This is a genomic window from Vagococcus allomyrinae, assembly GCF_017829975.1.
Lineage (GTDB): Bacteria > Bacillota > Bacilli > Lactobacillales > Vagococcaceae > Vagococcus_D > Vagococcus_D allomyrinae.
On the sequence record NZ_JAEEGA010000008.1, the window covers coordinates 1 to 13524 of the forward strand.

Below are 13524 nucleotides of genomic sequence, written 5' to 3' on the forward strand. Positions count from 1 at the left end.
TTCAATGGATTTCGAAATAAGCTGATCTAAAAAGTCCTCATTCTTTAAACGTAGGCGCCGAAATTTCGTGAGTGTGGTGGGGTGAATAACGTTGTCTTCCGGAGCCAAACCAAGAAAATATTTGAATGATAAGTCTGTAAATGCGCGAGAAACTAAATCACGGTCGGACAAATCATAAATGACTTTCAGTAGTAGATATTTAAATAATTGAACGGGATCAATCGCATTGCGTCCATCGTCTAAACAATAGTTATCTTTAACTTCATTGACAATAAATGAAAAATCCACAAGATTAGTTAACTTTCTAAGTAAATGATCTTCCTTTACCAAAATATCATACAAGCCTGAAAATGGGCTCACATCTAACTCATTTTGAAAGTTTAGCACAACCATCCCACCCTTTATTTTTTCTACCTATATTATCTCAAATTGAACGGAAAAAGTCTGTAAAATCAAAAAAAAGTTGTATAAAACAGCTATCATTTTATACAACTTTAATTATTTAACTTTTTCAGCAGCCTCCCCTTCGAGGAATCACTGTTTTTTTAGGCTATATCTGAGGCTTCCCTCAATTGACTAATTTTGCCCATCAACCATTTAGTGGTGGCTTTCTCAAGTTCAACTGTGATGAAGATAATTAAACCAATCGCTATGACTAGACCGTGTTGTTCCATCGTTAGTGCCGTTGTACCAATAATCTGCTGGGCCATTGGCACATAGATCACAATCATCTGTAAGCCCCCTAAGATCCCCAGAGACAACCAGATCGAACGATTTGTGAGCAACCCTTTATTCAAAGAGAAGTCAGATAACTCACGGCAGTTGATCATATAAAAGGCTTGTGAAATCGCAATACTCTGTAACAAGATCGTTTGTTGCACAGCTGCTGAGTCAAACTGATACATCAGCACAAAACCAAGGCCTGTGATCATTAAGGAGACATAGAAAATTCGAAAGACAGCATAAGCTGATAAGATATTCTCTTGAGGATTCCGTGGTGATCGATTCATCGTGTCCTTGTGAGCTGGCTCAAATCCTAAAGCATATGACAGCGTAATGGTCGTCACCATGTTTAGCCACAAGATCTGAATGGGACTTAATGGTAGTGGATGATTCGTTAGCAAAGCGACAATCACCACTAAGCCTTGAGCAACGGCTGTCGGTAAAAAGAAGTTGATCGTCTTTTTCAAATTATCAAAGACTCGCCGGCCCTCTTTAACAGCTTTAGAAATTGTGGCAAAATTATCATCGGCTAAGACCATATCGGCGGACTGCTTACTAACTTCGCTGCCCTTTATGCCCATAGCCACTCCGATGTCAGCCTTCTTCAAAGCAGGCGCATCATTCACACCATCACCCGTCATGCCTACGACCTCGCCGTTGGCTTGCAGTGCTGTTACAATTCGCAGTTTATGAGCTGGTGTCGTGCGAGCAAAAATGTCATGTGTTCTGACTTGTCGCTGGAGCTCATCATCGCTCATGGCATCGATTTGATACCCTTCCAAGCCGTTTTTCACATGTTTCAACCCAATTTGCTGACCAATTGCTGAAGCCGTGTCGATGTGGTCACCAGTAATCATTTTAACTTGGATACCAGCAGCCAAACACTCAGATACTGCTTGAATGGCGGAAGCCTTAGGTGGGTCAATAATTCCAGCAATCCCGACAATGGTCAGCTCTTTTTCAATGCTTTCATGAGTTAACTCACCACAGTCTGGCGTCAGTTTGCGATACCCAAAAGCCAGTACCCGTTGTCCCTGCTTCGCTAACTCACTGGCAGACTCCTGCCAAAATGCTTGACGGAAAGGCTTCGCTTGACCTGTTTCAGCATTTTCTTCTGAAGTAGCGAACCGAAAGAGAACATCCGGTGCGCCTTTAACAAATAACAGCTTTTCTCCTGCGGTTTGATGAACAGTGGCCATATACTTATGCTTGGAATCAAAAGGAAACTTGTTAAGCGTTGGCAGATGAGGCACTTGGTATTCCTTGGAAAAGTGCAACAATGCCATTTCCGTTGGATTTCCATTAACTGACTCCAGATCCTGCCCCTCATCCAATGTATCTTGACAATTCTCCATAATACTTAATAAACGGCCGTGATTCTGCAAGCGATTGTCTCGAACTTTCAGATTCTCAGTTGCAGTTATCACCGAGACTACCGACATTTCATTTTGGGTCAACGTTCCTGTTTTATCAGAACAAATCACCGTCATTGAGCCTAAGGTTTCGACTGCAGGCATACTTTTAACAATTGCTTGTTCCTTGGCCATCCGATTGACCCCCATTGATAAAATCATTGAGAGAACTGCCGGCAACCCCTCTGGGACAACTGCCACTATTAAAGCGATGACTGCTGAAACTAATAGATTCAGCTCCATGCCATAACGAAATGTGGTGAAGAAAATCAAGAAGACACTTAGAAAGAGCAGCCCTTTAAAAATTTGCTTATTTAACGTGTTCATCTTGCGCAACAAAGGTGTTTCCTGTTTCGGCACAGCTTGTAAGGCTTGATTAATTTGCCCGATTTCTGTCCCATCACCTGTTGCCACAACAATTCCGATACCTGTTCCTGATTGGATTTGCGTGCCAGAAAAGGCCATATTAACTTGATCGCCAGTCGTCGCCTCTTTTTCCAATCGTTGATGGCTTTTCTCAACTGGCAAAGACTCACCTGTCAAAATTGCTTCTTCAATTACTAACTGATGGCACTCGACTAAGCGGACATCCGCTGGCACAATATCACCAGATTTTAAGACGATTAGATCCCCTACTACAAGTTCTTCAGAGGTGATCGTTAACCGTTGCCCTTCAGATAAAACTGTCGCTTCTGCGCCTAAGAGCTGACTAATCCCATTAAGGGACTCCTCAGCCTTTTTCTCCTGCCAGTAACCAATCAAAGCATTGATAACAACCACCGTGAAGATGATGATCATCTCCGCATAATCACCTGTGATCGCCTTTAAAACACCTGCTACCATCAAAATGACCATCAATAAGTCTTTAAAATGCTTGGCAATTTTTTGCCACTCTTTAATGTCTTGTTTACCTGTTAATTTATTGTCACCGTTGGCGATTAATCGCTGCTCTCGCTCACTTCTAGTTAATCCTGTTGCAGAGCTGTTCAGCTTTTGATAAACCTCATTTACTTTCACTTGATACCACTTCATTTAATCCACTCCTCTTCTTAATGGTCCGTCGTCCCCTATGTCTAAATTGCCAAAGCAACTAGAATAATGGCTTTCTTTCCAACATACGCTTTTCGAGTCATCGTAGCTCTTATAGAAAAACAGAAAAGTTGAGGTGATCATCACGTCAATTTTTATCTTTTTCTGAAGAGCTAGCCTCCAAAGGTTGTTTTGATTACTTACTCAGTATAGTCTGGATTTTAAAATCATACGTTGCAACTTTTTCATACAGCTCTGCAAATTTTCAGGTTTTTATCATTCAGCTAACAAAAACTCACCCACGCCTTTAACCTCTCAATCAAAAAAAGAACAGCTTTAAAATAACTGTCCTTGTTCTACGTGATATTGACGTTGATAACCACTAATAATACTGGACATCGTCACAGACAAGCCTAATTCGTGACATAATTCCTTTAGCTTTATTGACAGTTCTTGATGATTCGGGCTGTCACAATAATACTGATTGCCATAAACCTTTTGATATAAACTTAATTTTTCTGGGTAATACGTTGCCAAAAAGGCATAGTAGTGATCCCGCTGGCGATCTCGTAACGTCATGCCAAACATTGGATAGACATATTTAGCGCCAGATTGAGATGCTTTCACAATGACTTCTTTAATACTTTGCCAGTTGTCCGTGATAAAAGGCAAGACAGGCATCAGCATAACCCCTGTATAGATGCCGGCTTTTGCTAGTTTTTCTAAGGCCGCTAGTCGATTTGAAGGAAGACTAACATGACGCTCAAGCTGTTTCCCCAAATGATCGTCTACCGTACAAAAAGACAAACTAATATTGACTGGCGAATGAGCCTGAATGGCTTGAAATAACTCTATGTCCCTGGTAACTAATTCACTTTTGGTTGCAAGTGACATCCCAAAGCCATGATGATGACACAGCTCTAGAGACTTTCTTGTCAATAATTCGCGCTTTTCACAATAATTATAAGGATCTGACATCGATCCCGCTCCGATCACGCCTTTTTCTCGTTTACTTTGAAGCTCCTGATTTAATAATTCACTGGCAAACCCTTTGCCCCGAACTTTATCGAACTCATCAATTTGATAACAATCACTTCGAGAGTCACAATAGACACAACCGTGATGACACCCTTTATATAAATTCATCGTATAATCCGTTCCGAACCAGTCTCTTGTCCTAGTCTTCATTAAAATTGATTTTGTTGGTATATAATCCATCTGATTCACCTCATCATTATCGTACACCCTCACACTGTGGTAGAGTCAATCATTCCAATGGTGATTCCCCCACCTGTTAATCGTTTTAACGATGGCAGACTCTTTGAGCAGTTTCCACAATCATTAACTCCGTGTCTTGCAACACTATTACGGTAGCCATAAAAACCGGCCACAACACCGCCTATTTAATATTCTAAGTGATTTAGGTCCGCTCTACTAGTCCGATAGAATAATTAGTCTTTTTTTAATGATAATACCTAAGACCGATTGTCATCCCCTTGAAGTATTGTTAAACTTACAATAAGCATTTGAAAGTTAAATAATGAGATGGATGCGTCTGAAAATAACCTTTCAGACAAGAAAGTGAGGCGTTAGGATGAAATACGAATTAACAGCAGGAACAGCATTTCCCTTAGTTGAAATCATGTTGGATCGCGGTGAAAAAATTAAACTAGAACGAGGAGCCATGGTTTATCACAATGGGCAAATTCATCTAGAAGGAAAGATGAACAGTAATGGTAAAGCAGGCATTGGCGGCGTGTTAAGCGCTCTAGGCCGTTCCATGACTAGTGGTGAAAGTTTTTTTATCTCCCAAGCTAGCGGTTTGGACGATCATGCCAAAATCGCTATCGCACCGCCATCAGTTGGCTCGATTCGTGAACTGGAAGTTGGCAATATTCACTGGCGTTTAAATACTGGCGTTTTCTTAGCTTGTGATGACAGTGTGACCTATAATATGAAGAAACAAAAATTAAGTGGCGCTTTATTTGGCGGAACTGGTGGCTTTTTCGTGATGGAAACCGCTGGCCGCGGTTCTCTTTTAGTCTCGAGCTTTGGTGATTTGGTTGAGTTAAACTTAGACGGTCAAATCCCCTTTATCATTGACAATGAACATGTTGTCGCTTGGGAAGATTCTCTTGATTACGATATTCGCGTCGCTTCTGGTACCTTTGGTTTTACTACTGGTGAAGGATTAGTTAATGAATTTCACGGTCGTGGTAAAGTCCTAATACAAACCCGGAATTTGCAAGGGTTAGCTGGTGCGCTAGCTAAATTCATTCCCTCATCAAGTGGCAGCTAATTCAAACACCTTCTGAGCTTTTCGCTCAGAAGGTGTTTTATTATGGTTTAATCATTTGTTTTTCCATCTTCAGCAACCATTCTTTTCGTTTTAAGCCACCACCATAACCGCCTAGTTGCCCATTGCTGTTGATAACTCGATGACAAGGAATCAGCAACGACAATTGATTGCCGCCATTCGCTCGAGCAACAGCTCGGCTGGCATTAGGATCTCCCATTCGAAGAGCCAATTCCTTATAACTAATAGTTTGCCCTATGGGGATTCGACATAACTCGGCCCAGACTCGTTGTTGATAGGCTGTGCCAAAGAATGTCAGCATAGGCGTTTTAAATTCTTTTAAGTTTCCCTCAAAATACCGCTCCAACTCTTCGGTTAGCTCCTCGATAATCGGGTTACTTCCCGGTACGATTGCCGCTTTTAATTTCTGACGAAGATTAGCGACTTCCTTTTCCAATCCTCGACGATCAACAAATTCCAACAAATAGACACCTTCATCGTCTGCTACTACCGTCATTGGCCCTAAAATGGTTTCAATCCAAGCCATGGTCAACACTTTAATCTGCCCGTTTTCCTTGGGCACTACACCCATAAAACTTGAAAAAGCATCACGAAAACCATTACCTGAATCAAACCCTGCTTCCAATTGCGTTTCAATGAGGGGTTTGCCATTGCGGATCTGCTTAAAGGCCAGCCCTAACCGGCGTGCTCGGGAATACTCGATAAAAGTCATGCCAAAATATTTTTTAAACTGGCGACGAGCAGTGTTCGCGCTAATTGCCAACTCGTCAAAATCACGATCGGTCCACTTCCGTTGCGGATTGGCTTCAATCGCCTGAATTAATTGCTTAACTTCTGGCGATAAGCTAGTTGGTGCGCTCAGGGGCTGACACCTTTTACATGGTCTGAAGCCAGACAAGGCTGCCTCTTGTGCTGTCTCAAAAAACTGACAATTTTCTTTTTTCGGTTTTTTGGCGGGACACGTCGGTCGACAAAAGACCCCTGTCGTCTTAACACCGACATAAAAGATTCCCTCATAAGCAGAATTTTTTTCAATCAGCATTTGGTAATAATCATCGATGAGGATTTTTTCGTTAATCAATTGACATCACCTCTGTTAGATTTTTTGCTAGGCGTTCCTGATTTGCTAGGTAAGTATGAGGGCCTGTACTCATGCGCTTCACCCCAATTTCACACCATTTTTTGCGAGCCACGGCGTCACCATCAATCATAATATTAACTGGCAAGGGAACCTCATTCACCACTCTTCGGACAATCTCTGAATCTAAGGTACCGGGAATAAAGAAACCATCAGCTCCCGCTTTAGCGTAGGCTCGCCCTCGTGCTATGGCTTCTACAACTGCTTGCTGGTGGTTGCGACTCTGAAAAAAAACATCCGTCCGAGTATTCAAAAAAATAGCCACATTCATTTTAGCGGCCACCTCTTTAATGAGGCGAATCCGTTGAACTTGTTCCTCAAGGGACCACCGCGTCACAGCCCCTGCTTTCACTAACTGATCTTCAAAATTAAAACCGCTAATACCGGTTTGTATCAGGCGCTCAGCATGGTTGCTAAGAGTCTCCAAACGCTGGGCATAAAGTCCTTCGGCATCAATAGTTACTGGCAAACTAGTAGCAGCTACTAAGCGTTCTGACAACACAATCAAGTCACTAAAAGGAACTGATTCTCCATCATTATACCCTAGTGTTTCAGCAAAGGCATAACTACTTGTCCCAATAACCGTCGCTCCTTTACTCTCCATGAGCTTCGCAGAGCCCACATCCCAACAGTTATAGATAAGAAGTGGCTTTTTTTGCTCATGATATTCTTTTAAACGATTAAACTGGTTTTCCATTACATTCCCTCATTTCCATTAGTCTAAGATGATCTTACTAAATTTCAGCGAGAGAAAAACCAAGAAAATTAACACCGATCTAAAAAAAGAGTACCGGGTGGAGATTCCCTCCACTCAATACTCAGTCACTATACTATTGAGCCACTTTTTCATTCGGCAAGACTTTATTCAGTAAAATAGCGGCAATTGAAGCAGTCGCCACCGGTGAACTTAAAAGATACTGTAAAAACTGAGGCAAGCTTGACACATAGTCCTTTGGTATAAAAGTCAATGCTAAGGTGATGATGATCGGAATCGCAATCACATAGGTCTCTTTCTCACCTAGGTCGATCGCCTTCATCACTTGAAAACCGCTAATGGCAATAATCCCGCAAACGACGACAAAAACTCCGCCAATTACTGCAGATGGGATAACGGAAATTAAGGCCGATAACTTACCAGAAAACCCAAACACGATAAACCAGACACCGGCTGCGGCAAATACTTTCCGACTAGCAACCCCCGTAATCGAAATGATACCAGCATTAGTTGAATAACCGGTAACAGGTGTTGACCCCAATAAACTGGCAATTAAACAACCTATGCCTTCACCAATAACCCCTCGATTCAATTGTTTATCTGTCAATTCTTCGTCACAGACATTACTGACAGCAAACCAAGTTCCGGTCGTTTCTGCCATTAGCACAACATAAATAATCAACATCGTAAAGATCGCAGAGGGGTTAAAGCTAAAACTAAAATCTTTAAAGGGAAGATGAATGAGCGAAAACCAACTAGCATTGCCCACTGCAGACAAATCCAGCATCCCCATAAAACTGGCCGTAATTGAGCCGATAATTAAAGCCAAGATGACGGAAGCAATTTTTATCAAGCGTCCTTGCTTGGGAAAGATCGAAGCCGCTAGAGAACAGACTACTAATACAACAGCAGATAAACTGGCTAAAATCAGATTCTGATTAATCGTTCCGCCGGCACCATTAAAAATATTATCATTTAGCGCCACAGGCATTAATGACAAACCGACAATAAAAATGATCGTTCCTCCGACAATTGGTGGTACAAATTGACGGATAATTTTATTAAAAACACCCGTAAACCCCAGCAAGGTAACCGCGACTGCACCGACTAAAGAAGCACCCAAAACACTAGACCAACCGGCAGCACCACTGCCATTCGCAAAATAAATACCGGCAACAGCCCCAATCGGAATAAAAGAGGGCCCTTGTGCCACTGGCAACTTCATACAAAAATAGGACTGAATGATCGTCGCAATCCCCGCAGATAAAAAGGTCGCTTGAATTAATGCTGAGGTATCCTTTGCACTCAATCCGATGATCGAAGCAATGATAAAGGGCACGACATAAACATCCATCGCCAACACGTGTTGAATCCCTAATAAAATGGCTTGAGGAGTGGAAACTGCCTCATTCGGTCCGACCGTTAGTCGGGAATTAGTCGTACTTGCTTCTTTAATTGTGGTTTCCATTAGTTTCTCCTTTAGTGTGCACAAGTTGACCTTGTACCCAAACTTTTCGTATATTTGCTCCTTGGCTCATGTAGATTAATTTTTGGAAAATATCCGTTAGCTCTTCCTTTTGATCAAAAATCGGTAGCCTTGCTTCAGGCACATCTGTTTTAAGAACCAACGCATCCCACGCATACCCTTTGACCAATTTGCCAATCGGCAATGACAATGCCTGACCGCCACCGGCTGTCGCGTGATAAAAAGCTTCGTTTAAGGTAATGCGTGATTTTGGAACACCTCGTTCGTGACTTGCTAGACGGGTATCAACCCCATCTTCCAAGATCCGTGAAGAGATAACTGCCTGTTTAATATTATCAAAAATACTCTTGGAGAACCCCCCACTAATATCTGTTCCTAAGCCAATCTCCACCTGGTAATCCGTTGCATACTCCTGCAAAGGGATGACACCATTAGCAAAATAAGCATTGGAAATTGGACAATGAGCAATCGCAGTCCCTGTATCTGCAAAAAGTTGAGCGTCTTCCTTTGTTAAGTGATTACAGTGAGCCATCACGGCTTTATCTGCCAACAAACCAAAGTCGTCTAAGGCAAAGGCGTCATTTTTACCAAAACGCTCTTTGACATATCCGTGTTCCCAATCACTTTCACTGCAATGGGATTGGATATGAACATCATATTTAGCCGCCAGTTCACCTAAACCTGCCAAAGCATCGTCTGTGCAACTTGGAATAAATCGTGGCGTCACCACAGGGTAAACCCCTTGTCTTGTCCGTTTATGTAAGTCTTGCACCCGTTGAATAAATGTCTCGGTTTCAGCTAAAGCCGCTGCTGTTGAAGCATCACGGTAATACTCAGGATTTTGCTGGGGATCGTCCATGACAACTTTACCGACTAAACCACGTTGACCTTTTGTCGCACAAATTTCCGCCAAGCGATAACTGGCTTCCTGATGAACCGTCGCAAAATATAAGGCGGTGGTTGTACCAACACTTAACAATTGTGAGACTAGGTCAGAGTACACGCGATTAGCGTACTCTAAATCGCTGTACTTGGCCTCTAGGGGAAAGGTATAAGTGTTTAGCCAATCCGCTAGGGGAATATCTAAAGCCGTTCCTGATTGAGCCCACTGTGGTGCATGAATGTGTAAGTCAACCATACCAGGCAATAAGTATTCTGTTTCACTTAATGCCTGGTAGTTTTCGGATTGTTCGTATTTTGCCAACATATCCTGATATGATGAATCACTACTTTCGATGACTTCAGCAATCACTCCTCGATCATCAATAAAAAAGAGGGCCTCTTCCAAAATTGCGACCTTTTCTCTGTTATAACTAGTAAATCCTGTTCCTTTAACTATTAATGAATAGCTCAACTTAACGGCTCCTTTGTTGTTCGAATTATGACTTGTAGTGCTCATTATACGACAAGACAAAACTAAAAATCAAGACTAAATACGTAAATACCACAACTAAAAGTAACTAACGTTCGCCTTTCGCTTAAAAGAAGTAAATTTAATAACATGACTGCTAATCTTATGGTAATATTTATTTAAGACAATTCACTTCAGAAAGGATATTAACTTGAAATACATCGAATTTGGTATCGGTAATACTTGGTTAGTGAGGACAGAATTTGAAGATGATGAGGGCAATGAATATGAGGTTCCAGGTATTTCAGGTTCCGTTTACCCTGTTGGTTATTATTTTCGGATTTGGATCGGCAAAAGGGTGCTGATTCTCAGCACAAATAACGGCGTTAAACTGACTAAGAAAAACCGCCGCACAATTAAACTCCTTTTTGGCATTCAATCCACCTTAAAGAGGGGCAATTAGTCTTTTCAACTAATCGCCCCTCTTTTTAAGTTACTTTTTGACCACCAACATAGGTGGCAATAATTCTGGTCTTCTCTAAAGCATCTGGGCCATCGTCTAAAATATTATGATCCAAAATCACAAAATCAGCTAATTTGCCGACACCTAATTGACCAATATCAGTGCGACTCATTGCTTTAGCAGCTCCCAGAGTGTGTGCCGTTAAGGCTTGAGGAATCGTCAACGCTTCCTGATAATTAACCCCTTCAACAGGTAAGCCATCCATCCCTTTACGAAAAACCGCATAATAAATACTTTCAAGGGGTGTGACATCCAAGACTACTGGTGTGTCAGTACCAAACCCTAAAATAGCATGGTTTTCGATAAAGCTTTTAAAGGCAAACATATAAGGCAAGCGTTCCGGCCCTACTTCAGCCACCAAGCTTTCATAGCCAACTAAGACGTGACTTGGTTGCACGGATAACACCAGTTGAGGCTGCCCCAACCGACTAAAATCAGTTGGGTAAACACATTCCAAGTGCTCTAAAGTGTTATACTTCCCCTCTGAAAGCGGGTGCCGTTGATAACTTTCTGCATAGTAATCCAAAGCCAAATGGGTCGCTCGGTCTCCCACAACGTGGATTCGCATTGGTAAATCCAAGCGATTGGCTTCTAAAATATAGTCTCTCAGCCGTTCTATCGGGATTAAAGACTGGCCAATTTCTCCTGGAAAATTAGGATCAGGATAATCTGCCATCATCAAAGCCGTTCGGGTACTCGTCACCCCATCAAAAAACTGCTTGACTCCGCCTAAAGTTACAAAATTACCAGTCAAGGTTTCTTTCATTGCTAAAATCCGCCTCGTATCTTCTCGCATGGCTGGGTACAAACTGACTCTCATGGTTGGTCTGGCTTTCACTTGGAGCTGCTGATAAATCTCTGGATAAATTAAATCATCCCCACTATCTCCAGTTAACGCAATGTCCGTACAGCTCGTAATACCAAATTGGTTTAAATAGCTCATATAAGAACGGTAGTCCTGAACGCTATCATGACGATAATCAGCTAAAATCTGGCCTAAATAATAAATAGCCAGCGCCTCAAAAAAAACACCTGTCAATTGCCCATTTTCCACGACTGCCTCACCGCCGATATCAGTGGGAATGGTTGCTGGCCCAATAGCTAATTTGTCCATTGCAGCAGAGTTTAACCACAAGGTATGGGCATCCCCTGATACCATCGCACAAGGTCGCTTGTCAAAATAATGATCCAAAGTGGCTTTGGTCGGCAACTGATCAACTTCCCAGTCGCTGCTATACCAACCGATCGCCACTGTCCAACCTCGGTAAGCTGAAAAACGACTCGCTTCTTCTGCATAATCATTTTCAGAGGCAGTAACTAATGGCCAAATCTTTTTTTGATGAATCAGAGCTGATAGAAAAAAATGAGTGTGGGCATCGATAAACCCCGGTACGATCATTTGTTGACTGTAATCTAACAACTTAGCTCCATTCGCAATAGCTAGCTGAGCCGCTCGTTCCGATAAAATAGCGGTAATTCGCTCACCCTCAACTTTTAAGTATCCTGAAAAGGTCGTTCCCGCGAGACTGTCAAAAATATGATGACTTTTTAGAATAAGCATATTGTCCTCCCTCCTATTGAGCCATCTTCAGTGTTAAAAATAACTCATTGTAACGTTCTAATGTTGGCTGATCTAATAAATTGTAGTGTTCCATTTTGACGAGTTGCTCATGAGGCAAATACATCCCTTGATCTGCTGTTAATTCTTTTGGTAAAAGCATACGGCCGGCTTCATTTGGTGTGGCATAGCCGACGTATAACGAATTACGAGCAGCATGATCCGGCTCCAGCATAAAATTAATAAAGGCATAAGCCGCTTCTGGATTACGACTACTTTTAGGAATCACCAAGTTATCCGTCCAAATATTACTTTGGTTATGTGGAATCACATAACGAACATCGGGATTTTCGGCCATGACCGCCCCGGCATCGCCTGAATAAGCGACAGCCAGATTAGCTTCATTGATTTTCATATAAGTTTTAATTTCATCTGTTAAAATCGCTTTAACGTTTGGCAATAACTGTTTTAATTTTTCATAGGCAGCTTGAAGCTCTTTTTCATCCGTGGTATTACTTGAATAGCCCAAAGTCTGTAAGGCGATGCCAAAAGTTTCTCTAGCCCCATCAGAGAGCAACAACTGATTGTTGAACTCAGGATTCCATAGATCTTCCCATGTCTTGAGTTTAGCGCCATCAATTTCTTTAGCGTTATATAAAATTCCAAAGCTCCCCCAAAAATAAGGAATAGAGTAGGTGTTTTCAGGGTCAAAATCACCGTCTAACAAATAACTGGAAACTGTCTCAAGTCCTTTTATCCGACTGTGATCCAAAGGCAATAATAATTCTTCTTTGGCTAATTTTTCCACCATAAACTCACTGGGAACAGTAATATCGTATTGCGTCCCCCCTTGTTTCAACTTGGCTTCCATGGCTTCATTTGAATCAAAGGTTTCATAGATCACGCGATACCCTGTCTGCTCTTCAAATTCTTTAATTAACGCCGGATCGATATAATCTCCCCAGTTAAACATCACCAATTTGGTTTTTGGATCACTTGACTGAGGTGCCGCGGCATTTAATAATTGATTACTACCAAATAAAATAACAATAATCACACTAATACTTCCTAGAAAGATGGTTAATTGCTTCACTGTCGTTCCCCTTTGCTAAATAGATTGGTATTGCAAAAAAACAATACACGTAATCTTAATAATTTTTCAGTAAAAATGCAATAGGAATGCCGAAAAAATATCACGATATAGTCCCTATCTAGTTCCCATTAAATAATCATCCTTTCCCGTTAAACTTTCAGCCAGAAAAAAGCTGAAAG

11 protein-coding genes are annotated in these 13524 nt (G+C 41.7%); 2 read left to right on the forward strand and 9 right to left on the reverse strand.

What is annotated here, in order from left to right; genetic code table 11:
* The 3 genes from I6N95_RS12675 to I6N95_RS12685 all read right to left on the reverse strand — a co-directional run.
* Positions 1-393 (reverse strand): transposase (locus I6N95_RS12675; protein WP_245249483.1); only part of this gene is annotated, 393 nt, incomplete at its 3' end.
* A gap of 152 nt (positions 394-545) precedes the next feature.
* Complete coding sequence (locus I6N95_RS12680; protein ID WP_209528513.1) at positions 546-3167, reverse strand: HAD-IC family P-type ATPase; 2622 nt, start codon at positions 3165-3167, stop codon at positions 546-548.
* 333 nt (positions 3168-3500) lie between these two features.
* Positions 3501-4382 carry an SPL family radical SAM protein gene (locus tag I6N95_RS12685; protein ID WP_209528516.1) on the reverse strand — a complete coding sequence of 294 codons (882 nt, stop codon included), beginning with the start codon at positions 4380-4382 and terminating at the stop codon, positions 3501-3503.
* Between the two features lie 376 nt (positions 4383-4758).
* Between I6N95_RS12685 and I6N95_RS12690 the strand changes: the two genes are divergently transcribed.
* Entirely contained in the window at positions 4759-5463 is a 705-nt protein-coding gene (locus I6N95_RS12690) for a TIGR00266 family protein (protein ID WP_209528518.1), read from the forward strand.
* Between the two features lie 40 nt (positions 5464-5503).
* On the opposite strand, the gene I6N95_RS12695 is transcribed toward I6N95_RS12690, so the two are convergent.
* The 4 genes from I6N95_RS12695 to guaD all read right to left on the reverse strand — a co-directional run bounded on the left by I6N95_RS12695 (position 5504) and on the right by guaD (position 10174).
* On the reverse strand, positions 5504-6562 hold the full coding sequence (locus tag I6N95_RS12695; protein WP_430727539.1) for a bifunctional transcriptional activator/DNA repair enzyme AdaA: 1059 nt from the start codon (positions 6560-6562) through the stop codon (positions 5504-5506).
* A complete protein-coding gene (locus I6N95_RS12700; RefSeq protein WP_209528520.1) occupies positions 6555-7316 on the reverse strand; it encodes an isocitrate lyase/PEP mutase family protein in 762 nt (253 codons plus the stop codon). Before I6N95_RS12700 ends, I6N95_RS12695 begins: the two co-directional genes overlap by 8 nt.
* Before the next feature lie 133 nt (positions 7317-7449).
* A complete protein-coding gene (locus I6N95_RS12705) occupies positions 7450-8790 on the reverse strand; it encodes a uracil-xanthine permease family protein (RefSeq protein ID WP_430727542.1) in 1341 nt (446 codons plus the stop codon).
* Positions 8786-10174, reverse strand: a complete 1389-nt coding sequence (guaD, locus tag I6N95_RS12710) for a guanine deaminase (RefSeq protein ID WP_430727540.1) — start codon at positions 10172-10174, stop codon at positions 8786-8788. The genes I6N95_RS12705 and guaD overlap by 5 nt, the downstream gene beginning before the upstream one ends.
* Before the next feature lie 208 nt (positions 10175-10382).
* Between guaD and I6N95_RS12715 the strand changes: the two genes are divergently transcribed.
* Complete coding sequence (locus I6N95_RS12715) at positions 10383-10634, forward strand: DUF3977 family protein (protein ID WP_209528526.1); 252 nt, start codon at positions 10383-10385, stop codon at positions 10632-10634.
* Positions 10635-10659: 25 nt separating this feature from the next.
* On the opposite strand, the gene I6N95_RS12720 is transcribed toward I6N95_RS12715, so the two are convergent.
* Together I6N95_RS12720 and I6N95_RS12725 are read right to left on the reverse strand one after the other, a co-directional pair.
* Positions 10660-12255, reverse strand: a complete 1596-nt coding sequence (locus I6N95_RS12720; RefSeq protein ID WP_209528528.1) for an amidohydrolase — start codon at positions 12253-12255, stop codon at positions 10660-10662.
* A gap of 13 nt (positions 12256-12268) precedes the next feature.
* A complete protein-coding gene (locus tag I6N95_RS12725; protein ID WP_209528530.1) occupies positions 12269-13345 on the reverse strand; it encodes an ABC transporter substrate-binding protein in 1077 nt (358 codons plus the stop codon).
* Between the last annotated feature and the right edge of the window lie 179 nt (positions 13346-13524).